The organism is Deltaproteobacteria bacterium (assembly GCA_016931625.1).
Taxonomy (GTDB): Bacteria; Myxococcota; XYA12-FULL-58-9; order XYA12-FULL-58-9; family JAFGEK01; genus JAFGEK01.
In genome coordinates, this window is record JAFGEK010000016.1 from 1 (window position 1) to 24,373 (window position 24,373).

Sequence of the window (24,373 nt, forward strand, 5' to 3'; positions counted from 1 at the left end):
TAACCGGCTTAACCGTTTAGCCCCTTATTCGTGTTACCAAAGCCGCTGCCTACCATTTTTGATTTTAATCTGACAAGGGGTAATAAAGATTTATAGAGTCATTTGCGATAAATCAAAAAATTACACCAATAACTGGTCAGCCTTCATTCTCGCGATTACGGGGATATATTTAAAATTTCTACACTCTTCTGTTTGATTGCTGCTTGAAAATCTTCGTCGAGATCTGCCCAATTAACTATATCAACGCGAAATGGTAAATTTGAGTCATCAAAATCAGCGCGCATATTTGCAAAGGCTAAATCATCAAGAGGGGTATTACTGCATATAGCAAGATCAAGGTCAGAATATTTACGCGCCTCGCCATTGCAACGTGATCCAAACGCCAACACTATACCATCTTTAATATAACGCTTGAGAATATCGCACGTTGTTGCAAGCTCATACGCATTCAACTCAATCATTGCGCGCCTTAAGCTTCGCCAATAAATCATTAGCATCAATTGCAAATTGATCAATTATAGCACGTACTTCACCTGCTTTTTCTTGATCATAAGTATGAGAAGTAATGTTACGTTTTTATAAAAAATTAGGTGGCATTTAACCTTCATTATTATTTCGAAAAAACGGCACACGACTGAGAAATCGACTGCCACTAATTATAAAAAAGAATTCTCCCTTCGGTCGAATTGATCTATTTACGTTCAATCCAATCGATAGCTAGCTCATCTTTTTCGCCTTTAAAAGCGTGAACAAAAATACGATCGCCCCTTTTAACATAATATGCAACAAGATTACGTTGGGTTACTGGCTGGCTATAATCGATGCTGCCATCAACGCCCGCTAACAGTATTGGCAATTTCACAATTTTGCCGTGCCGGAATGTTTTCTTAAATGGCCCATTTTTTGGAGGTCGACGAACTTTAAGTTTTAAAGTCACCTGGGGAAATACGCCTTGTTTTGCTTCAAGTACTTCAGCCTCAAAACGTTCATCAGCATTTGGTGCAGGAATATTGCCCATTAAAGCTGCCATTGGTATTGGCTGCGAGGCACGGATTGAACCACCAGCTTCAGGTCCAGCACCTGAAGGAACAGAACCTCCTAAAGCCGCCAGAGCTATTAAAGGATCACCATCAATTATCTGCAATTTGGCTAGCTGTTCTAATAAAGATGCGGCTGGGATACCTTTAATTTGCAATTTGCCATCGGTGACCTGTATTTGTGCCTTTTTTAAACGTTCGGTAAGAAACTCGGCCACTAAGGTGCCATCCACCCCTTCTGCTAGTTCAAAAGTTACGCTGTCACCATCGACTTTCCAGCTGCTGGCGAGTCCTGCTTGATAATCCCCAGTCTCAGTGGCTACAACTAAAGTGTCAGCACGAACCGAGTGTGGAGCAAACAACAAAAACGTGGCAAAAACTGTTAGAATTGCTCTGGTGATCATTTGCGAATGGCCCTCAAGTTGTAACTGCTTTATTCTATGCCTAATACGACACATATAAAAGCAGCGTGTAAGAATTGGACGCCAATACCAACATTATGATTTCATGAATCTGACACTATGGCTAAAAAACCAGAAAAAACGCCAGTAGATTCTGAAACGATGGTGACCGCACCTCCCAAAAAGCGTCTTCTTCTTCGTATACTATCGCGTTTTTTAATAATAATAGCAGTATTTATCATCTTTGCTATCGGTCTTAGGCTTTATTTCAGCAATGAACGTTTACGTATAATGACCGAGCAATATCTTGCCACCAAACTGCAAGCCCCTATTAGCATTAAAGAATTAGATGTTTCATTGTTTAGTGGCGTTGAAATCGATGACATTACTATTGGCCCTCCACCAAACTTCACACTTACCTCACTTAGTTGTGATAAAATAGCGCTGCATTGGTCGTTATGGCAACTTGCCCGATTACGCCTTAACGTAACTGAATTAGCGATCAAAAACTTGCATGTCGCTCTTGAAGAAAATGAAAACGGCAGTTCTCTAACTGCTTTATTAAATAAATCGCAATCAGAGTCCGTACCAAAAAATACACCAGAAAAACAAAATAATGACGCAAACAATACTAATGATAAAAAAATTGCCCCAGCCGCAAAAAAATCAGGGTTAGATATCTCATTACCGATTCATGTAGAGATAGAACAAATTAAAATTGCCAACATATCACTTGAAACTAAAAAGCCTGGAGAAAAGGCTTACATCGATCAAATAAACGCTGAAGGTCATTTTTCTGGCAAAGAAAAAGATCTCAATCTTGATTTCTGGTTTGGCTTAGGTGAACGCAATCCTGATGGGTTAGCCGCTAAACTTAAATTCTTTCGTGAAAAACCTGCTGCTGATCTCAATACCAACTTACGTCTCGGGATTCATCTGACTACTGCTGGTCTAAAAGAGACCAAGATAGACATAAAGCTCACAAGTCAAACAAATATAGCAGCACCCTATATTTTGCCAACGCTTGATACTGCTTGGCAGGCAAATATTGCGGCAAATCTGCAAGCAGGATTAGTAAAATTACAATCATGTATTTTACAAATAGGACAGCAAACGCGCCTTAGTATCAATGGTAGTGCCAATGATATAATGTCGGCTTCACCGAATTTAAATTTACAACAATTTAAACTATTTCTTGATCTTGACGAACTAAATCCAATCGTTAGCGCTATTATAACTGATAAAAAATTTAGTGGGCGCATAACTTTTAATATTGCGGCATTTTCAACTGATCTGCAGGCCCTCATCAATCGTAGTCTACCAAACCTAAATCTAAGTATTGATTTTAATCAAGTAGCCTTAAGTTATCCTGGCACTGATATTAATAGTCTTAACGGCACAACTATCGTTAATACTATTGATGATTTGTTGAATTTCACCGCCGATCTACAAATTAATAAACTTGCATTAACTGCAGCTACAAGCGAACAACTAAAAATTCATATTAATGGCACAAGCCCGCTTGCTCCTTACTTGGGCGCAAAAAAAATTGGTTCTGTGCAAACTCATATTGATCTTGAACTCCTTAAAGCCACAACTCCAACTGCAAAGGTATCGGGGCTACAACTTACTCTTGATCTAATGCTGCCAATTGCCATGCTTTTAGCGAAAAGTAATCAAACTCCGCTCAACTTAAAAATGCAATTAGCTACTCATTATATTGCAACTAAAAATAACGGAGCCAATGGTATAAAACTAAACCTTACTGCCGACTCATGGGATTTAGCGGCCAAACATCTTTTAGCTGATGTTAATTTAAAAATTCGTGAAGTTTGGGCAAAACAAAAACAAGCAAATGTTAGTTTGCCTGGCTTTAGTCTTAATCTTTTAGCAGAGCGACAAAACGACAACTACAACCTAAAAAATTTAAAGTTAGAATTAGGTAAACTAATTAAGCTACAAAGCCAAGGACATATATATGCCGCAACTAGTCGCACACCGGTATTAAATAAATTTAAATTGGCGATGCAAATACCGACCATAGAATCTATTACGGCCGCCCTTCCAGAGTCTTTACTACCAAAAGTAAAAATTAGTGGCAATTTTGAACTTGCCGTTGATGCTAACGGCAGCTTCCCATTAGATAAATTTCAATCATATATTAAACCGCCAAAAATCATTGATGCTAACGATCAAGATCCATGGCGGGCTATGGTTTTGGCATATACTGAATTTGCTGGTCTTTGGACAACATGGTTTGAACGCGGATTGCCTGGTACTGCTAATTTAAATATCAAATTAGCTAATGCGCATATAGTTGATAATAAAAACGAAATACATGGGTTAGATCTAAATTTTAATTTTGAACTTGGTTTACATGGCCCACATTTACATCTTGCTGCTGATGTCGATCAAGTCAAACAACCCACACCAGTGCAGACAGGACATTTTGCATTTGATTGGTTTATAAATGGCGCAACATCATCAGTAAAAATCAACGCCTCAGCACAGACACTTATGCAAAAACCATTGACAAAAGCTCTCACCAATTTAAATTTTGATTTTGCTAGTCGTTACCGTTTAGGAGGTGACGCAATACTTGAACAGTTGCGTCTTATTGAAGATAATCATGGTCTTAAAGTCGATATAAGTGGCGTAGTCACTAAACCTTTAGCGATTGCTCTTGAACGTGGTTGGCAGCAACCAAAAATGCCTGGGGTCGATGCCAATTTACGTTTTGATGTCAACTTTGGCAAAACTAATAATTTCTCACAGATAACTTTAAATGGTCCAAGTTTAGATGGTATGGTTGGTATTGATGGCGCTATTCGCGTCACTGATGGTGTCATTGCCCTATCTGGGCAATTAAAAACCAATCAGTTTTCTTATGCCGCCGGAAATACTGCTGTAGAACAAATGCATGGCACACTCCCCTTTAACATCGAGCTATTAGCGGGACGTCGCAATGATGCTGTCGTTATTGCACAGCCTAAAAACTTTGGTGGCGGTTTATTATCTTTACGCGTTGCAGATGCAGAAAATTCAGCATTAATAGAACGCTCGCCTTATTATCATCGACTTCGCGCCTATAATCCTAAACGAGGTTTAACCATTCTTGCTTTGCGTAACGGACCTTATGAAATAGATAACTTACGTTTAGACGGTAAAATTACTGCAGGTTCACTTATTGCTGATTGGATTAGCCTAAGTGTTTTAGGCGGAGATATCGTTGGTAACATGGCCTTTAAAATAAGTTCTGACGCATCTTTAGGTGGAAATCTTGCTTTTCAGATTTCCGCAATTGATGCGAGCAATTTTAAACTACTTAACTTAACTCCTGGTGAAGATTCTGAACTTAATCTTGATTTACGTTTAGGTTTTCTTTTTGCACCACGCAAACGTGATCTAACTATGGATGTGAATATTACCAAAATCGGTGGATCTACTCTTGATCGTTTCTTGCAATTACTTGACCCTCAAGGTCAAGACGCACAACTGCAAAGTACTCGTAAAAATTTGCGTTGGGTTAGTATTAACGAAGTTGCGCTTTGGGTACGCTACGAGAATCTTAATATGGACATAGCTTATAGTACTAAAATACGTATTCCATTTACCCAAATTGGGTATCATCCAATCCCACGTGAACTATTACGTCGTTACTCATTAAGTGAGTTACTAAATGCATACCTGCAACCAACTATTGATGCTAAACTAGCACCAGCGCTGGGGTGGACGTATGTGCATTAAACTTAAAACAGTATCCGGGCTATTACTTAGTTTTACTCTATCGGCTTGCGTAACCGTAACCACAGTTAATATTGGCACTAAAACTTCTTTAGAACGTCAATTAGCCGGCGAACTTGAGCCAATGAGCAATGAAGAATTGCTAGTGTCGTCAATGCGGGCGCAATCACAAATCACTCAAGGTTCATTGGCTGATTTGCAAGCCCGTGCCTTAGCTGCACGCCGACGACAATTATTTAACCGTGATGATATTAACGAAGGTAAAAAACTTGGTTGTTTAGGTGAAGGAATATCTGCAAAACTTCTCTTGCGTCCTTGCCAAGCTCGCAATGATGCTGAGACTTCATCACGCTATGAACAACTGGTTAGCCAAGAACAAGAAGACCGCAATTATATAATCGACTGGGCAATTGCTGCTGATAACTCTTTAACACCCGCTGATCGCCCAGAAGTCGTGAACGTTTATCATCGTTTGCTGTTAGAAACGATGCAACGTGGTGAATATTATCAAAACAAAAAAGGCAAATGGGTGCAACGTTGAATAGCACTTGGGCACTAAGACCAAAAAACGTAACCCTAATATCGCTTCTAATTATCAGAAGTGTTTTAAGTTGTGGTGCACCTTTAACTCAAACTCCTCCACCAAAATTTGCTAAACCACAGCATGGTGTTTTTATTACACCGTTACCTTTAGTAACTACGCCCGATGATGAATTATCACCCTCTTTTTCACCTTATGGTCACAAATTAGCCTATGCTGCAAAGAGTGCGGGTAATCTTGATATCTTTGTTCGTACCAATAATGGTGCAGCCGAACGTTTAACTACTGATTCTACTGACGATACTGACCCAGCTTTTTCTCCCAATGGTAAATATATTGCGTGGGTAGCACAAAGTGAAGATGTTAAAGGTGATATTTGGATCATGGATGCAGACGGAAGCAGTAAAAAACGTCTGACTGATCGTAGTACTTCTGATTTAGCCCCGGTTTTTTCTGGTGATAGCCGTTCAATCTATTTTAATACTTTATTACCAGACTCTCTATTAATGCGTATTGATCGTCTTGAACTTGATTCTGGTCTACGACAAACAGTCGTATCAGTAGGATGGGACCCCGCTCCAACTCCTGACGGTGAAGCATTATTTTATGCTGCCCCAGATAAAAACGGTCAGGCGCGGTTATTTGCAATGCGCTTACGTGATGGTAAAACTATTACTATTACTGACGGCGCATATGTTGAAGGTATTCCACATGTTGCTCGTGATCATAATAATCAAATTCACATAATTTTTTGTCGCTTTATCGATGATGAAAGCAATGATACCACTAACGACAAAGAACCCATGATTAGTTTGTGGTCGGTACCATATAATTATAATATTTTTAATAACGCTCAACTCCCTACGCCAATCCCCTTAACCAGTGGGGCTGAAAATGAAATACTCGCAAGCTCAACTGGCAATTGGATGGCATACACATCGGGCCGCGGTAGTGATCTTGATATTAATGCTTTACCGCAAAGTGGCATCATCGATAAAAACGCAACTGCAGACGCTATTCTTAATGCTGCACGTGCAGAAGATAATGGTCCCAAAAAGCGCCTTGGTTTACGTTTTGTGGTCGCCACAGAACCTACTTTAGTAGCAGCAGCACGTTATGAACTTGGTCGTGAATTAGCTGAACGAAATCGCTTATCAGCTGCTATTGATGAACTACAGCGTGTTGTAGAACACGCTGGCAATAGTGAATTAGGAATTGTTGCTCAAATAGAAATAATGCGGCTAAAAATTTCCTCACGACTAAATGGACGCTCAATTGCTCGTGAAGCTGATGACCGCAAATTTGTTCAACAACAAACTGAACTAGCTAAAACGTTAGCTAGTTCTATGCCGCAAAGCGATTATGTTTCTGCACGAAGTCGTTCTTTTTCATATGAAGCTGCCTTTATCCTGGGACAACGCGGCAAAGCTGTTAATGGTTTAGAGAGTCTAGTTGCAGAACCTAACATAAATCCTGAAGATGGAGCTCGTGCTCTTGACCGGCTTGGCGAAATCTATTTAGCAATGGGCGAATATGAAGCTGTAGCACGAGTATCTAAAAACTTACTGCTTCGTTTTAGTAACGAGCGCTATTATGCACAACGAACTGCGCAACGCTGGGTAGATGCTACCAATATCAGTGCCATAGCTTCACCACTAGCGGCACTTGAAGCCATTAACCACGCCCATGCTGACTTACCTGCAGTTGCATCGCGTGCTGCCTTAGCTATGGCAAAAATTCAATCAACATCCGGAGCGCAAACTATTGCTATCAATACCTGGCAATATATTGCCGCAACCTTTGTTGGTGAAAGAAAAGTAGTTGCTGATGCTCTTCAATATTTAGGCGCTGCTTATGAAAAATCCGGTGACCATGAACGTGCGCTGCTTGCTTATGAACGCATGCTTGCTGATTTTGCCGATATGCGCTCGGTTAGAACCATTGCTCGTCAAGGATTAGTCAGAATAGCCACTCGTAAAGCCATTGCTGAAGAACTTAATGGCGAATTAGAAAAAGCCAGAGAAAGCTATCATCACTTAATAAGCAACGACCGCGAAATCGTTACTGCTCATCGTCATTATATTGCTTTATCTGCTGAACTTGGACATTTAAATGAAGTGATAGCGACATATAAACGTGAAGCAGATGCCAATCCTCGTGATAAATTTGCACGCTATGGCTATGGTTATTCCCTTACTTTTGAATCGGACTTATTACGTTTAGATGAAGCCGAACAGGAAATACGTGCTGTCCTTGAGCTTGATTCGCGTTTTGCCGCCGCTCATCTTACTATGGGTTGGATCCGTGAGCGTTACGAAAAACAAAAACCAAATCGTGGATGGTTAGAAGCTGCACTTGAAAGTTATGAAACCGCTCAACAGTTAGTTGATTTCTCAAGTGAACCAGAACTATGGGCTGGTGCCACTAAAAATCGCGGCAATGCTTTATTCGCGTTGGGAAAAAGTGACTTAGCTTTTGAAGCATATTTAGCCCGTGAATTATGTGGGCAATCCCACGTTAGTGCTTTAGCTGAATTATTATATCGTGAATCATTTGCACGTGTCGCCTTAAGACAAGTAGCGTACGATGTAGCACTTGATATGGCTCACGCAGCGTATCTGCTATCTGTTAAAATCAAAAACAAGCCGCGACTTGGTCCTATTACTGCTCTTTTAGGTTCTATTTATTTACTAACGGCTTCATATTCTGAGGCTCGAGTTTGGTATGATTCCTCAGCCTCAATTTATCGCCAACGTAAAGATTGGGCTCGTTTAGTACCATTGCTTCGCGGTAAAGCTATTGCTGAGCAGGGACTTCAATTAAATAATGAAGCGTTATTAACTCTTAATGAAATTCTTGATATTCTATCGCAAGGTAAAGGACCACCTGAGCCACCACATTCTATTTTTATTACCGAAATTCCTGGCAACCCCAAAAATATTACACGTGCTGCTTATGGATTTTCTAAAGGTCAAGAAGATGAATTGGCTAGAGCTTTAGCAATTCGTACATTGCGAAAAAATGGCAATTTAGCGCAGGCACTAACTTTTGATAAGCTTCGTTTAAAATTCTGGCAAAATGCAGCAAAAGATAAAAAAATTGCTCCACGAATATACCGCGAATATGTATTAGCTCTAAATGAAAGTGCTTTATTATCTTATCAAGCTGACAAATTAAACGACGCTCACGAACATTTATTAGAAGCGATAAATATTTTATACCAATATTCTCAGTGGAGCGATTTAGCTGTACTCTGTAATTCTCTATCATGGATAATTGCTTTTCAACCTGAGTTTAAATTTTCTACTGCAATTGATAAATTAGTAGAAAAATTAAACACTATTGTCAGTTCTAAAGATATTGATGATAAAACCAAACAAAACATCTCTCGTGTATTGTCGCTTTGGCTTATTACAGGTGCGAGTGTGCCAATAGAGATCACTGACGGCCAAGCCCGAAAAGACCTAAAAAGTGTACTGACTAATCTTGACGCTCATACCAAACTATTTACTAACGCCATTACTTATGCAGAAAACAGCGGTGATACTCTATTGAATAAGCGCCTGCAAAATATTGCTAAAACAATAGATACTACAAATGATAACAGTAGCAAGACGTTAGCTGATTCTAAAGAGTATAACCAAATAACTGGCTCGGATAAACAAAACTGGCGCCATGAAGTTGATAATGCCCTCGGTAGTATTCAATCACAACGTGAACAAGCATGGCTTGCAGCAATTACCGCTTTTGAACAAAACCCCGAGCCTTTAATTACACCTGAGCGTTCATTATTACTTGAATCTGCATTAAATATTTTAAAAGCTCGCAATGAAAATGAACGTGCCTGGAAACTCTTAGAAAGAGAACGTTTACTCACTCTTGTACCGCCTCTTGAACGGGTGGCAAACCCAAGCTTACAAGAAGAATGGGTACAAATACGTGATTTGCGCAATAAAGAAAACTATCAAAAACAACTTGCTGATGCTTCATCATTAATCCACGCTTTAGAAGGGCAACCTGTTGCTCTTAAAACCTTGCTCGCTACACTTAAAGATGACATTTTTATTCAAATATTTGCTCCCACAAAAACCATTTGGCATTGGTTTATTATCAACCAAAAAGAATTGCAGCACGTTACTACTGCCCCAATTAAAGATAATGAAATACCCGCTGCTATAGCTGCCTTGCTTGCTAATAGCAGCACCACTAAACGTATCTATATTGATGCAGGTGAATTATTTACCCAACCTGCCTGGTCATTAAAACTAAATGGTGATCATTTAATTAAAAAATATGAAGTCATTGAAGAACTATCATCAACTTATTTTGTTGCTGCAAATCAATTACGCAATATTGCTCGCCATGGAACCCTTATTTGGGGTGAAGGAAAAAGCGATCATAACCATGTATTTGTTGATGCTACCGCAAAAAATATTATTTCTCCCAAGGTAACAGAAAAAAACCGTCTTCTTGTGCAAATTACGCTTAAAGGCAAACTACAGCCCTCACATCCGAAATTATTGGGATATACTCAAGTTATTTTTAATGACGAACTTAAACCTGATATAAGTTTTGATTTAAATGCGCTTACAGCTACTGACGTGCATGCCAATATTGGCATTGCTGCTAATTTAGACGATAATGTGCGTAGTTGTCGGGCAGTTAGTCAAGCATTATTACTTGCAGGTATTCCTACCGCTATTCTTGGGAAATATGACGGCGATAGTAAAACTCTGCGCGATCATTTTTATAATAATACTAACACAAATGCTGCAACCATTTTTCATAGGTTAACAAGTACTGAAAAACATTTGCCAAACCTTAGATTATATGGCGACCCGGGGCTAGATAAATTCGAACGGGCTAAATTCGCATATACAATGTTAACAACATATGCTCGAAGTGCCGCTAATAGTTACAAAACTGCCCTGCAAAAATCGTCGCCAAAAAAATGGAATATCGCCAAAAATGCCTTCATTGCCCTACTTGATACTATTAATTATCTTAATGATCCAACAGTAAGCAAACTTCTAACCAAAGACGGTGATAAAAAAGCTAAAGCGATTTTAGCAAATCTTTCCCTTATAGAAGTAGTTAATCAAATCAACCTTGCTAAGGTTTATCTTGCTCTTGATGAGATTGATGCGGCTGCTACTTTATGGGAAAAAGCCATTAGTTTTTATCAACAAAAAGGTGATGCTAAGAATGCTGCGATTAACGCGCAAATGCTTGGCATGGCCTTTTCGCATGCGCAACGTGGTCAAAATGCTCTTACTGCTTTTACACGTTGTCAACAATTTGCCACAAAAGCTAAGCAAAACTTAATTACTGCTGACTGCTTAGTAAATCGCGGCTCAGAACTACGTCGGCAATCTAAATATATTGAGGCGACTAAGGCATATAACGAGGCTATCTCTTTATATGCACAAGTTCATGCAAACGATGAAGTATACCCGCACCGCTATCTTGGCTTTATCTATGAAAGTTCACTTTCAAATTACGACCTTGCTTTAGAGCAGTTTAGTACAGCCTTAAACTTAGCTAGTGCTAAAAAACTTGACGAGCTAATACCAAGTTTATCACTCGATGTAGCTCGCGTATATCGAATTCGTGGTGAATATGAACGTGCGTTAGCTCAAGTAGTGACAACCGAATCTGGCTTAGCACAAAAAAACACTCAAGCACGCTCTGAAGCTGCTCTTGAAGCTGCAAAAATCTATTGGTATCGTGGTGACTATCGTCGAGCGATTAAACGTCAAAGTCAAGGTTTAGAATTAGCACTTAGTTCCGGCAATACTTTTCTTGAAATTCAAGCACGCAGCTTAGAAGGTTTAATTGCACTTAATCAAGGTGAATTACCTCGAGCCCAGAATAATATTAGCGATGCACTTAATCTTGCTCGTCTAACCGGACGTAAAAGCGAAGAAGCGGTACAACTGCAAAATCTCGGCATTGTGCTACGCGAGGCAGGACAACTGCAAGAAGCCTTACATCAATTTCGTGCAGCTTTAGCTATTGACGAAAAACTTGGTTCTATCGAAGGACGTGCTTACGATTTGCGTCATATTGCTATAACTCTTGAGCGTCAGGGCAAACATACACAAGCGTTGCAATCTTTAAATACTGCTTTAGAACTAAGTCGTTCAATTGGTAACCGCTATAATGAATTGCAATGTGTGCTTGCTCAAGCTGAGATACTAGAAATTTTAGGTTCAGCAAAAGCACAAGAAGGTTATGCTTTTGCAGCGCGCACAAGTCACGAACTCTCTTTAGCAGAAGTTGAATGGCGTGCCCTTTATGGTCTAGGGCGTATTGCTAAAAATTACCAGGAAATACCTCTAGCACGTGACTATTTTACTAAAGCACTTAAAGTAGTCGAACGCTTAGGACGTGGTCGTACTGAAGCATACGCAGGTCACAGTCGTGATCATCTTTATGAAGACGCTATTAGCTTAGCATTAACAACAAATAATTTAGATGAAGCATATACCTATATAGAGCGTGCACGAGCTCGTCGTTTAGTTGATATTCTTTCTAGTGGAACTCTAAACTTTACTGACCCTCAAACTAAACAATTTATCAATGCCGAAATGGCCGCTAGCGATGCGGTTATTACTGCAAATCGTCTAGTTGATCGCGGTGGTGTTAATGCCAATGAAAAATTAAAAACAGCTATAAATAATCAGATGAAGGCTAGAAACGCATTAAAACAATACAATCAACGTCTTTGGCGAGCTTTAGTTATAAAACCCGTTCCTTTAGCAAAACTGCAAAGCGTTTTACCCGATAATACTACACTACTAACCTATTTTGTTGGCCCAAGTACGCTAACTGCTCTTATCATTCGTAAGTATACTATAACTTATAATCAGTTAAAAATTACCCGAGACCAACTTGAAGCGTATGTTAATCGTATACGAAAGGGGCTACAAAATTTTGCGGATGTTAATAATGATCTCACGGCTCTGGCTAATATAATTTTAAGCCCACTTTCAGTAAAGATTTTAGAAAAAACTAAAAATTTAATTTTGCTACCGCATCGCTCGTTATTTCATGTCCCATTTGCTGCCTTACCTCTTGGCAATGATCTACTATTAAGCAAAGTTGCTTTAGCTACTGCGCCTTCTGCTTCTGTGTTATTTGATCGATTAGTCGAAGCACCACGAAATAAAATACGTAGGATTGCCGCATTCGCTCCAGCTAACGACCTACCTTTTGCCCGACTTGAATCGCAAGCAGTTGCAGGTTCTCAGGCTTTTGTTGGTGCCCAAGCAAATAAAACTCGCTGGTTTACGATTAATGCAGATGCTGTTGATATCGCCGCTCACGCTCGACTTAACCCTAGCGACCCATTAGCAAGTAGTATTTTCTTTGCACCTGATAAATTCTCAGATGGACATCTTGAGTTACGTGAAATTTTTGGGCTACACAATGTTCCCTCAGTTATAACACTTAGCGCATGTGAAACTGCTAGTAGTTCTGTGCATGGCGATGAATGGCTTAGCTTAAGTAATGCCTTTTTAACTGCCGGAGCCCGTACCATAATTGCTACGCAGATGCGCATTCTGGATTTAAGCGCTGCTCTGATTATCAAGCGCTTTTATCGTGAACTTAGAAACAATAGTACTGCAGAGGCTTTACGATTAGCAGCTTTACACGTACGTAAGAATTATCCACATCCATCTCATTGGGCGACTTTTATACTTAGTGGAGATTTTCGCTAGTCTTTCCTTACCATTACCAAAATTAATAACGATCAATATCGTAAATTTTGAATCACAATACCCAAATTAGGTGCACGCGTAAGTGGTCCATCAGCAGTTATTAACGGAGCTGAAAATAATAGCGCTGTCGCTACATAAAATGAATCATACGCCGTTACATTTTTATGTAAGCGCCATGCCGATAGCCAGAGAACACTATGAGATATACGTTCAATACCCCATGCAAAAAGATCATTTAAAGCTTCATTTGCACGTGTAGTTGTTATCTCTGATTTAAGTACAGCACGCCGGAGGACAGCCATCACCTCAACATCAAGAAGTTCTGGGGCAACTAATGTTTCTTGTTCTAATAAATATGCTGCTCTTTCACCAAGCTCGGTGCGTAATAAGTATTCGACTGCAATGGATGCATCAACAACCGCAGTCATTTATATTTTCTTTCGTTTCGCTCATCTTCAAGCAAGCGCGAAGGTTTAGTTTTTAATTTTACAGAAGTACGATTTTTTAACTGATTAATAAAAATAGAACGATCTAGTTCGCGTTTAACAGCTTCGATCACTATCTCACGAATGTGTTGATTTTTCTCTTTTGCATAGCGGTGTAATCGTTTATGTAATTGAGTGGGGAGATTTTTTACTTGTAGATTAGCCATAGCATGAAATTATCATGCTATTAGCATGACGTCAATTATATGCCATAAGTTTGTTATCATAAGTTTTAAGGCATAAGTTATTACTCAAAAATTACACTTGCAGACAAAAATTGGCGGTCGCTCAACTTTTACAAGTGGCTCATTATTTCTCTGATTCTTCTGGTAATCGTGTTTCTAATGACGCCTTGCAAATATCACGATAGAGACGATGATTTATTTGTGATACTAGCATTCGCACTTCATCACGAGTTAAACGATGTACAGGCGTAGGCGCAGTAAGAGGTTCGAGTGGTGTTTGTACATACTCGGTTATGGTAATCAACCCAAGTGCGCCAAGGGCTATTCCCCCTAAAGCCATTGGCAAAGAGACGGTTTGGGGTTGTTTATCTTGCCCATATAATATCCAGCCGAAACTCGATATTGCGGTACCAAGGGATGCCATTACCGTTCCCACATAAACCCAAGTGCCGCGAGCCTTTATTTCAGCCCGAGTACGATCAATAAGAACGTCATGCTCGGCAAGTTCAGCAAGCTGATAATCTGATAGTGGCATATTCCCCCAAAAAACCTGCCATTCATCTATTACGGGTATAGCTGGATCATGTATTTTATCAATAGTCAATTGTGGTAAATTTTGTGCAGCTGGACAAAGGGCATTGTCGTCCGCCAATGCTACATGCGGACTAGTAAAAAAAATTGCCCAAATGTTAAAAATCCAAAATTTAATAAAGTATCTAATCATAAATATGGACTATAATAATCGTTGATATTAAATGAAAGACTTAGTTGATAAAACCTGATTCATTCTACATTTGACTTGTGCTAATTGTGTAAACATTAATGCAGATATTAGCAGGAAAACCTAACCCTTTAGGCGCTACATTTGATAGTGAGGGTGTAAATTTTGCGGTTTACTCAGAAAATGCATTAGCCGTAGATTTGTGCCTTTTTAGCAATGATGCCATTACCGAAACGCACCGAATCTCAATGCAATGCAATGCATTAGGCATTTGGCATACTTATATAAGAGGTATAGAGCCCGGCCAGCTTTATGGCTATCGTGCCTCTGGTCCATATGCACCTAATCATGGACACCGCTTTAACCCACACAAGCTGCTAATTGACCCATATACAAGAGCAATTGATCGACCTTGTAATAATGAAGCCGAATCACTTGCATCATTATCTGACACCTACGCCTCTGCAAACAATCATATAAACTCTAGCGATAATGCTAAATCTAACACTAGCTCTAGTGTTAGTAATAATAACAATACTTCTACTGTTGATACCGCTCATATAATGCCAAAATCAGTGGTAATAAACCCAACTTTCGATTGGCAAGGCGACACCTCGCCTAATACACCTTGGAATAAAACCATTATATATGAGTGCCATGTTAAGGGTTTTACAATGCGTCATCCTGATGTACCACCTCCTTTACGTGGTACTTATCTCGGCCTTTCTCATCCTGTTATAATTGATCATTTAAAACGATTAGGTGTGACGGCTGTACAACTATTACCAATACAGCAATATCAAAATGAACCACACTTAATTAAACGTCAGTTAAACAATTACTGGGGTTACAACACTGTCGCATTCTTTGCGCCTGAATTACGCTATGCTTCTGCCCCTGGTCAACCAGCGGTAAACGATTTTAAAACTATGGTGCAGCAATTACATCATGCTGGCATAGAAATTATTCTTGATGTTGTTTTTAATCATACCGCCGAAGGGGGTGAACCAGGTCAATGGTTATCAATGCGCGGACTTGACAACGCGGTTTACTATCACCTCGACCCAAATGACCATTCTCGCTACCGCGATTACACAGGTTGTGGAAACAGTCTAAACCTTCACCACCCGCGGGTTTTGCAATTTGTTGTTGATTGTTTACGTTATTGGAAAGCCGAAATGCATGTTGACGGCTTTCGCTTTGATCTTACTACGACATTATGTCGTGACCCCATTGATTTTAAACGACGTTGCCATTTGTTAGGCGTTATTTCCCAAGATCCGGTTCTTGCTCAAGCTAAACTCATTGCTGAACCATGGGATGTTGGTTACGGCGGTTATCAACTTGGTCAATTTCCCAATGGCTGGGCTGAATGGAATGATAAATACCGAGATACCGTCCGTCGATTTTGGCGCGGAGATGATGGTCAGGCTCCTGAATTAGCTTCGCGTATTACTGGCTCATCGGATCTGTTTCCTAATCGCTCACCTCAAGCTAGCATTAATTTTATCACCGCACATGATGGTTTCACCTTGCTTGATTTAGTCAGCTATGATCGCAAGCATAACGATGCTAATGGTGAAAACAATCATGATGGATTTGATCATAACTTTAGTCATAATTGGGGCATAGAAGGACCTACTAATGATCCACAAATAAATCTTAAACGCCAAACCGCTATGAAAAATATGTTGGCAACGCTTTTACTTTCTCAAGGCGTACCAATGCTAAGCGGTGGTGATGAATTAGCGCGAACACAAAATGGCAATAATAATGCCTACTGTCAAGACAATGAAATTAGCTGGCACGACTGGAATAATACTAACCAGTCATATTCACTCATAGAATTTACCGCGAACTTAGTTGCTTTAAGAAATTCTCTGCAAGTACTTCAACGTCAAAAATTTTTTACTGGTAAATCAAATAAATTTAATGGGCCACGAGACCTTACCTGGCTTAACGTTACAGGGCATGAGCTTTCAGCCAGCGATTGGTCGGATACTGATCTCCATACTCTAGGTATGTTAATAAACGGTAATGCCATTATAACTAATGATCAAAATACTTCGTTAATTAATATTGAGACGGTGTTGCTCTGGTTAAATGCAACTTCAAAATCTGTCAATTGTACGCTACCTAAAAATGATGATGGTAACGTGTGGATTGAACAACTTAATACTGCCGGAAACAGTCGTGGACACATCAAAAAAAATAGTATTGAAGTAGCTCCATTTGCCCTCACACTTTTGGTACTATGTACCAAATAAATGTTGATAGTATGGATCAACGTATACAAAAATGGCTTAGCCGTGACCCTGACCCCATAACGCGCAACACTCTTATTTCATTAGTTCAAAAGCAAGATACCAAAACCCTTGATGAATTATTTAGTGGTAGATTAATTTTTGGTACTGCTGGTTTACGCGCGGCTATCGGTGCTGGTCCAATGCGTATGAATCGTTTAGTAATCCGCGAAACCACAGCGGGACTGGCTACTTATGTACAAAAAAATATCGCCCATGTTAAACAACGTGGCTTTGTTGTTGGCTATGACGGTCGTTTATTATCTTACGAGTTTGCCCATGATATTTCTTGTGTACTTACTGGTTTAGGTATTAAGACATATTTATTTGCTTCTATGCAGCCAACTCCTTTATGTGCTTTTGCCGTATTAAATCTCGGCGCAGCTGCTGGGGTGATGGTAACTGCCAGTCATAATCCTCGTGAATATAATGGTTATAAAGTATATTGGGAAAATGGTGCTCAAATCATTGCGCCTCATGATACAGGTATTGCAAATGAAATTGAGCTTGCCGCTAATCTAGAAATACCTTGGTGTGAACAGGCCTTTGCAAAACAACAAAATTTATTAGTTATGCTCGATAAAGATATTATCGAACGTTACCTCTCTCAAGTAAAAAGTTTATCGCGCCATCCATATACTAGTATTCGTTCAAAATTACGCATTGCATATACCCCACTTCACGGGGTTGGCGCACCATTAGCCGAAGAAGCTTTACAGCGTGCGGGTTTTACCAATGTCTACACGGTCGCTAAACAACGCGCTCCCGACGGCAATTTTCCCACTACACCTTTTCCTAACCCTGAAGAACCTGGGGTAATGGATGCCGTAATTGCTTTAGCAAATAGCAAACATGCAGAATTGGTTTTTGCTAATGATCCTGATGCAGATCGTTTAGCTGTCGCAGTCCGTCTTCAAAATGGCGCTTATCGTAAACTTAGTGGTAATGAGATTGGCATCTTGCTTGGCTGGGATTGCATGCAAAATGCACCCCCCAATGCCTTAGTAATTACCAGTATAGTCTCTTCACAATTATTAGGGGTTATGGCGAAATCACTGGGGGTTGCTTATGTCGAAACCTTAACCGGTTTTAAATGGATGGCTAACGCTGCTATAAATCGTAAAGCTCAAGGTGCTTGTTTTTTGTTAGGGTTTGAAGAAGCCTATGGATACACCATTGGTGAATTAGTTCGTGATAAAGATGGAATTTCAGCCATGGTTGCTTTTGCTGAACTAGCAGCTGTATTAGCAAATAAAGGTCAAAGCATTATTGATTTGCTTGAATACATTTGGCGACAATATGGTATTTATGTAACTGAACAGCGCAATATTATTACTGACTATACAACACTTGGTAAAAGTTTAAGAGCTAAACCGCCAACAAATATTGGCAACCATTCAATTATTAACATTATCGATTTACTTTCCCCCAATGAGCAAAACAATATTTATAATTTACCTTGCGATGATGTGCTTATTTACGAGCTTTCAGATGGAACTCGCATTGTTGTACGCCCTTCAGGTACCGAGCCAAAGCTTAAATGCTACTACGAATTACGTGACGAAATTGCAAAATCTGAATCGCTAGAAGTGGCTGAAAAACGTGCTAAACAAAAACTTAAGCTATTAGCTGATAGTCACCAAAATATGTTGCTTAAATTGATAGCTAAGGTTTAATAAAATAATAATTATTGGCGTTGACCAATATGCATTTGCTCGATAGACAATCTTCTCGTATGTCTACTGCATCTTCTTATATTATGACGAACTGGCGTTATAAATCTAACGCTTTAGTGCCTTGGTGTCTGCGCCTCGCTGCCTTACTTTTGCCATTATCTGAAGGGATCACTCAAGGTGCTTTATTAGGCGCTTTATTTTTATCTTGGCTAGCGGGCAGATTACGTATTGGTGATGCTAAACATGCTAGTCTTCCTGCATATCTTGTTACTATTGGTCTAACTGGCTGGGTTATAATGGGCTCTGTAGCCACATTAATAAATGGCATTAGCGTACGTAGTTCAAACTTAAATAAAGCTATTTTATCAGTAGGAATATTACTCGGTATCACCTTAGTAACTAGTATTGATTTACGCGAATATAAACGTCTGCTGGTTTGCTTAATTATTGGTTCAGCAGTAACCGCAAGTTTAGGTCTTTTCCAAACATTGCTAGGCTCATTTCCGCTTGAGCATTTACTTATTAATCCTGAGCGGGGACGCATGGGGCAATTATACATCCCTGGTACTGACTATCGTGCTATGACCGGCACTTTACGCAATCGCACCAAACTTTCTGAAGGGCTAATCTTGGTAATTGCAAGTTTATCAGCAGCTAGTTTATTAGTAATTCAATTACGTGATAAAATAAAACTTAGAATTGCCTTTGTTATAGTGTTAACTACCTTACTATTTACTTTCACTAAAGCGGCGACCGCCTCAGTCATTTTTGCGCTTATGTCTTTAATAATTATTAAAGCCAAACCGCAATGTCGTAAATTTTATTTTACTACATTAGGGTTAGTCTTGATTATATTTACAATATTTGCAGCTATTAGTAGCCACTCACTAACAACTACTGATTTTCTACCGGCAACTGATATGTGGACTACCAGGCGATTTATTTGGAGTCATGCTTTAGCAATAATTCGTGATCATCCTATTATAGGCGTTGGTTTAGGTGCATATTCTAAAGTATCACCGGCTTACTTTGCTGATCCAAATTTAAATTATGCCTTTACCCTCAATACTCATTCACAACACTTAACTGCCTTAGCAGAAACGGGGATTATCGGCTTTTGCTTTTGGATAACCATGTGTCTTGGCATCGGTATGGCTTTGCAACGAGTTTGGCGCTTGCCACTTTCCGGAGCTGCGCAAGCCGCGCGTCACGTGGCGACTTTTTATTTAATAGCAATGGCGCCAATGTCTTTAGTTCACGATATATTATATCATCCGGTTACGGCTCTGTTAGTGTGGGCATGTATTGGTATTATATTAGCTTTAGCAACAACGAATAATCGGCAAATTGAGACTTAATTTATTTACTGTTTAGCCGTTTTACCTATTTCTAGCCCCATTGCTTGACACACTTCTGGCAATAGTTCTTCACTTGTTGCAGTAATTGTCGTTACTCCATTTGAAGCATTAATCGGTTGCGGATCAATAGAAATAATTTTCGCTTGATTATCAATTGCCGCTCTAACAATCAAATCAGTGACACCCACTGAAAATGATGTGCCAATAAAAATTACCGTATCGGCTTTATATGCCGCGCTCCGTACACGTTCAAATTGATAATCATCATGCGAAGTATAATACTCATCAAACCATAAAACGTGTTGGCGTAAAATCGCATTACACAATGGACAACGCGGTAAGTTGGCGTTGCTGGGTTCACGATAAAAATCTTCAAGATCAAATTTTGCCCGTAATAATGAACCTGAAGGTTCAGCATTTTTACACCCTGGGCGAGTACAACGGACCCGATCAGCACTACCATGTACCTTAATCATTTGCTTTGAGCCTGCTTGCTCATGCAAAGTATCAATATTTTGCGTTACTAATAAAAACTCACCGCGCTGTTGTTGCCATTTTTCAAGTTGAGCGATGGCGAAATGTGTTGCATTTGGTTTAACATTAAACACTTTCTCAAAACGCGATAAATACCAACGCCATGACTCTAAAGGCTCTCGCTGAAAAAAATCATATGTCGCCATAGTCATAACATCATGCTTCCAAATGGCGTCTTTATCAGTACCTCTAAATGTTGGTATGCCACTTGCCACACTGACCCCAGCGCCAGTTACAACAAGTAGCAATTCGCTTTGGGGAATTTGTGTTAGTAAATCGACTAATTGTTTAACCTTGGTATCCATCTGATAATTATTTATATTTTGATATAATCGAATTCTAGCTTAAAATTTATCATTGTTATCATTTTAGCTAGTAGATTATTGATTTTTTTAAAATTACGATCTTTGAATAAAAAATCCAAACCTACCTAAGTTCGATATTAAAACACCACTTCTAGTCTTGAGTATTCCATATTTTTTTGCATTATTAATTATTGTTTACCGTTAATTTATCGTCTATCATACGGGTATTAAATTGCTGCACTACTCCTTTTAATAATCGCTCAAGATTATCTTGTATTAATTTTTGCTTATTAAGTAGATTATTTTTACACAATGGATCTGCTAAATAGTTAAATAACCCAGTACTCTTCTTGCCATCCCAATGTAAAACATATTCATCTTGTATTAATTGATAAGTACCATCACTATAATTGCTCACAAAGCGTGATCCCTTGCTATCAAGCAAATCATGGCCAAAAGCTATAAAATCTTTTTTGCTACCGACATAACGCATGATTGTCGGCATAATATCAATTTGTTGCGCTGGTTTTTCATCACGCCCGGTTATACTGCCATCTGGGGTATAGAAAACTAAGGGCACGCGAAAACGCCCAAATAAATTTGAATACTGCGGGCGATAGTGCGCCGAGCCATGATCAGCAGTAATCACGAAAATTGTTTTCTTATACCAAGACATTTGGGCAGCCTTTTTAAAAAACCGTTCTAAGGCATAATCAGTATAATTGATCACTTCTTCAACAGCTTTAGGACCTTTGCGAAACTTGCCTATATAACGCTCAGGGACCTTATATGGATGATGCGATGATAACGAAAATAACGCTGCAAAAAATGGCTGCTTTGCGTCACCTAATGTTTTAGCAAAAAACTGAAAAAACTCCTCGTCCCAAATGCCCCAAGTACCATCATAATCAGCGTTGTTACCATATTCATTCATGCCATAATATTTTTCAAAACCAGCCATATGCACGAAAGACTCTAAACCCATCGAACCATTAGGAGCACCATGAAAAAACATCGTATTATACCCTTGCATTTTTAGTAAGCTAGCAAGGGTATTAATATGGTTAGCTGAATAGTGTGATAAAATAAACGGCTCAACTAAAAATGGAATACTGGCGGTTATCGAGGGCATAGCATCTATGGTTTTACGACCATTGGCAAATGCGTTAGTAAAAGCCAAACCTTGATCCATCAGCGAATCTAAAAACGGGGTGAAGCCTTTATAGGTACCATTTTCAAGATCACGATTTATCCAGCCGCTATGTTCAGCACCAAAACTCTCTAATATAAAAATAACAACATTAGGCGAGGTTGGCGTGCGCCCTGCTTGCGCTTTAAACACTGGATCAAAAACAGCATTAAGTTCATCTTCGCTAGTAAAGTATTGCACTTTAGGCAATGCTGGTTGTCTTATAGTGCGTATAATTGAAAAGGGTGTGTTTAATACTATTGCCATATGATTTGGCTGATCAACATACCTGCCAGCATTAGCATTAGTGATTGGGCGATGATGGCGCGTATACATACCACCGCGGCAACCAATAGAAACTAAAAACGCGGTGACTAACCAAATTAATATTGATGCCGGATAATACTGGGCGTCTCGCAATGGTGCCAAAGAATCTTGGCGAGCATTGGGGCGATATAACAACCAAAGTGCGGCAATCATGGCGAGCCACAATAAAATCAACGGCCAAAAATCAATAATTATATGGCCGGCGAGTTGACCGAGGTTTTGTTCGTGACCAAACTCTTTAAAAATTGAAGCGGTCGTACGTCTAGTAGTGAAACGATAAAAACCAATATCAAAAATATTAAAAAACAGACCTATAGTGTTGGCAATCACAAAGGCCCAACGCATAAAAGCTTGATACTTTGGATGGCTGCGTAATCTAAGCGGCATTAAGCTAGCTTGCAGAAATAATGCGTTAGTATAGCCAACCGCCGAAACGTCAAATACCAAGCCACCCAAGAAAGCTCGGTGCAATTGCGCCCCACTCATGTTAGCGAAAAGCTCGCTATTAACGAGATAAAACACCAAGCGACATGCAGAATATAACAACATCACCAGCGTAAAACGCCAGAGCATGGCAATATAGGCATCTTTTTTAATCATAAGGCCATTGGCAATAGCGCGACTGGGTCAGCTTCTCAAGATGTCAGGCACGAAATGCACTTTTAAAATCTGGATATATCTTTCAAGTGCCTGGTTGGGGTCATTAGCACTCCATACTACCGGGATCAGGCCTTTTCTAATACAAAATCTAGGTGAAAACATGTGTCCCAATTCTGCGATGTTAAATGGATGCATTTGTTTTCACTAACTAGCTTATTTTACAGTGTTTTTTAAGTCGCGAATAAAAATTTTTGGCAACATTTTCAATATATTACCGATAAATCGATAAATCAATAAGCAAAACAGTAAAACAGTTACATAATAAGTGAGCAGATACCGAAATATTTGCAAGGGGTGCAAGCAAAATATAGAGAAAGCATATGATTAAACCTATTGATAATAAACAAGCTTTACCAGAGATTGAGCGCTTGCATAACGCACCCTTAAAAACTCAAGACGAATGTGCAAATCATAATATGGTGATATCTTGTAATTATTATGACTGTTACAAAGATATTAAGGAGGCAAATCATTATAATAGTATATGGGATGCTCCCGAATTGCAAAACCTAAAAAATGATCTTGATATGGCGATTATTCGTCAAACGAATGAAGGCTTATTTAATGATTCTGCAACAAATAAAATAAATATACTTTGCGCACCAGATTATGATCTTGATACTAGTAAATTTAAAGGTATTAATTTGGTTTGGACTACAGAAGGGCAACGGTTGGCTTTTGTTGCAATGAAATTTGAAGGTGATGAAGTTATAATATCAGCCGAAAGCTTTTCAGGTGTCCGTAAGGATTTGCCTGGTGCACCAAGCATCGAACAAATCAAATTATCGACATCAGATATTGTTAAAATTATTCATGATGAGAGCCCATTAGGCGGCACTATTAATTATTTTGATAACGCGTTAAAAATGCTCGAAAGCGTTATTCATACAACATATCGTAAATCAGGGCAGCAGTTTCTACAACAAAAGCAAAAAGAGGTAATGGCTGTAGTGAAACAACATGGCTATGATGGCAAAAATGTTAAACCAGCTAAGCCAATCAGCTATGTAAAAAATGCAGCTTTGCTAAAAGATATTCAAAATAAGTTAGATGGTTTACCATATCTAGCCGTAGGGGTACCAATAGATACTTACCCATCAGGTATAAAAGAAGCTTTTAGCGAACTCGAAATTTTAAGTACGCAACTACCAGATAACATAAATATAATTAAGTTTTTACAAAA

At 39.2% G+C, this 24,373-nt stretch carries 14 protein-coding genes; 7 read left to right on the forward strand and 7 right to left on the reverse strand.

Annotated features, from left to right (window positions below; translation table 11 throughout):
* Positions 1 to 155: 155 nt before the first annotated feature.
* Both JW841_00795 and JW841_00800 read right to left on the reverse strand, forming a co-directional pair.
* Positions 156 to 461, reverse strand: coding sequence for a nucleotidyltransferase domain-containing protein (locus tag JW841_00795; protein MBN1959455.1), 306 nt, complete (start codon positions 459 to 461; stop codon positions 156 to 158).
* Between the two features lie 230 nt (positions 462 to 691).
* Positions 692 to 1,441, reverse strand: coding sequence for a hypothetical protein (locus JW841_00800; GenBank protein MBN1959456.1), 750 nt, complete (start codon positions 1,439 to 1,441; stop codon positions 692 to 694).
* A gap of 117 nt (positions 1,442 to 1,558) precedes the next feature.
* On the opposite strand from JW841_00800, the gene JW841_00805 reads away from it, so the two are divergent.
* The 3 genes from JW841_00805 to JW841_00815 are packed head-to-tail and all read left to right on the forward strand — an operon-like array spanning position 1,559 to position 13,447.
* Entirely contained in the window at positions 1,559 to 5,185 is a 3,627-nt protein-coding gene (locus JW841_00805) for a hypothetical protein (GenBank protein ID MBN1959457.1), read from the forward strand.
* Positions 5,175 to 5,723, forward strand: a complete 549-nt coding sequence (locus tag JW841_00810) for a DUF1318 domain-containing protein (protein ID MBN1959458.1) — start codon at positions 5,175 to 5,177, stop codon at positions 5,721 to 5,723. The genes JW841_00805 and JW841_00810 overlap by 11 nt, the downstream gene beginning before the upstream one ends.
* Positions 5,708 to 13,447: a CHAT domain-containing protein gene (locus JW841_00815; GenBank protein MBN1959459.1), complete on the forward strand. Its 7,740-nt coding sequence runs from the start codon at positions 5,708 to 5,710 to the stop codon at positions 13,445 to 13,447. The genes JW841_00810 and JW841_00815 overlap by 16 nt, the downstream gene beginning before the upstream one ends.
* Before the next feature lie 32 nt (positions 13,448 to 13,479).
* On the opposite strand, the gene JW841_00820 is transcribed toward JW841_00815, so the two are convergent.
* The 3 genes from JW841_00820 to JW841_00830 form a co-directional block, all read right to left on the reverse strand.
* Positions 13,480 to 13,875 (reverse strand): type II toxin-antitoxin system VapC family toxin, encoded by a 396-nt coding sequence (locus JW841_00820; protein ID MBN1959460.1) that lies wholly within the window; start codon positions 13,873 to 13,875, stop codon positions 13,480 to 13,482.
* Positions 13,872 to 14,099 carry a hypothetical protein gene (locus JW841_00825; GenBank protein MBN1959461.1) on the reverse strand — a complete coding sequence of 76 codons (228 nt, stop codon included), beginning with the start codon at positions 14,097 to 14,099 and terminating at the stop codon, positions 13,872 to 13,874. The genes JW841_00820 and JW841_00825 overlap by 4 nt, the downstream gene beginning before the upstream one ends.
* A 142-nt stretch (positions 14,100 to 14,241) precedes the next feature.
* On the reverse strand, positions 14,242 to 14,769 hold the full coding sequence (locus JW841_00830; protein ID MBN1959462.1) for a hypothetical protein: 528 nt from the start codon (positions 14,767 to 14,769) through the stop codon (positions 14,242 to 14,244).
* Between the two features lie 170 nt (positions 14,770 to 14,939).
* Here JW841_00830 and glgX point away from each other — a divergent pair, with 170 nt between their 5' ends.
* The 3 genes from glgX to JW841_00845 are packed head-to-tail and all read left to right on the forward strand — an operon-like array spanning position 14,940 to position 20,175.
* Positions 14,940 to 17,105, forward strand: a complete 2,166-nt coding sequence (gene glgX, locus JW841_00835; GenBank protein ID MBN1959463.1) for a glycogen debranching protein GlgX — start codon at positions 14,940 to 14,942, stop codon at positions 17,103 to 17,105.
* Between the two features lie 11 nt (positions 17,106 to 17,116).
* Positions 17,117 to 18,817, forward strand: coding sequence for a phospho-sugar mutase (locus tag JW841_00840; GenBank protein MBN1959464.1), 1,701 nt, complete (start codon positions 17,117 to 17,119; stop codon positions 18,815 to 18,817).
* Positions 18,818 to 18,846: 29 nt separating this feature from the next.
* Positions 18,847 to 20,175, forward strand: a complete 1,329-nt coding sequence (locus JW841_00845; protein ID MBN1959465.1) for an O-antigen ligase family protein — start codon at positions 18,847 to 18,849, stop codon at positions 20,173 to 20,175.
* A 5-nt stretch (positions 20,176 to 20,180) separates the two neighbouring features.
* On the opposite strand, the gene JW841_00850 is transcribed toward JW841_00845, so the two are convergent.
* Positions 20,181 to 21,014, reverse strand: a complete 834-nt coding sequence (locus tag JW841_00850) for a hypothetical protein (protein ID MBN1959466.1) — start codon at positions 21,012 to 21,014, stop codon at positions 20,181 to 20,183.
* Between the two features lie 184 nt (positions 21,015 to 21,198).
* Positions 21,199 to 23,130: an LTA synthase family protein gene (locus tag JW841_00855; GenBank protein ID MBN1959467.1), complete on the reverse strand. Its 1,932-nt coding sequence runs from the start codon at positions 23,128 to 23,130 to the stop codon at positions 21,199 to 21,201.
* A gap of 380 nt (positions 23,131 to 23,510) precedes the next feature.
* Here JW841_00855 and JW841_00860 point away from each other — a divergent pair.
* Positions 23,511 to 24,373, forward strand: an 863-nt coding sequence (locus JW841_00860) for a hypothetical protein (GenBank protein ID MBN1959468.1), incomplete at its 3' end; no start/stop codon positions are given.

Excerpts from the sequence above, each read along its gene's own strand:
- JW841_00795 (MBN1959455.1), bottom strand. The coding sequence starts at position 461 with ATGATTGAGTTGAATGCGTATGAGCTTGCAACAACGTGCGATATTCTC.
- JW841_00800 (MBN1959456.1), bottom strand. The coding sequence starts at position 1,441 with ATGATCACCAGAGCAATTCTAACAGTTTTTGCCACGTTTTTGTTGTTT.
- JW841_00805 (MBN1959457.1), top strand. The coding sequence starts at position 1,559 with ATGGCTAAAAAACCAGAAAAAACGCCAGTAGATTCTGAAACGATGGTG.
- JW841_00810 (MBN1959458.1), top strand. The coding sequence starts at position 5,175 with ATGTGCATTAAACTTAAAACAGTATCCGGGCTATTACTTAGTTTTACT.
- JW841_00815 (MBN1959459.1), top strand. The coding sequence starts at position 5,708 with ATGGGTGCAACGTTGAATAGCACTTGGGCACTAAGACCAAAAAACGTA.
- JW841_00820 (MBN1959460.1), bottom strand. The coding sequence starts at position 13,875 with ATGACTGCGGTTGTTGATGCATCCATTGCAGTCGAATACTTATTACGC.
- JW841_00825 (MBN1959461.1), bottom strand. The coding sequence starts at position 14,099 with ATGGCTAATCTACAAGTAAAAAATCTCCCCACTCAATTACATAAACGA.
- glgX (MBN1959463.1), top strand. The coding sequence starts at position 14,940 with ATGCAGATATTAGCAGGAAAACCTAACCCTTTAGGCGCTACATTTGAT.
- JW841_00840 (MBN1959464.1), top strand. The coding sequence starts at position 17,117 with ATGGATCAACGTATACAAAAATGGCTTAGCCGTGACCCTGACCCCATA.
- JW841_00845 (MBN1959465.1), top strand. The coding sequence starts at position 18,847 with ATGCATTTGCTCGATAGACAATCTTCTCGTATGTCTACTGCATCTTCT.
- JW841_00850 (MBN1959466.1), bottom strand. The coding sequence starts at position 21,014 with ATGGATACCAAGGTTAAACAATTAGTCGATTTACTAACACAAATTCCC.
- JW841_00855 (MBN1959467.1), bottom strand. The coding sequence starts at position 23,130 with ATGATTAAAAAAGATGCCTATATTGCCATGCTCTGGCGTTTTACGCTG.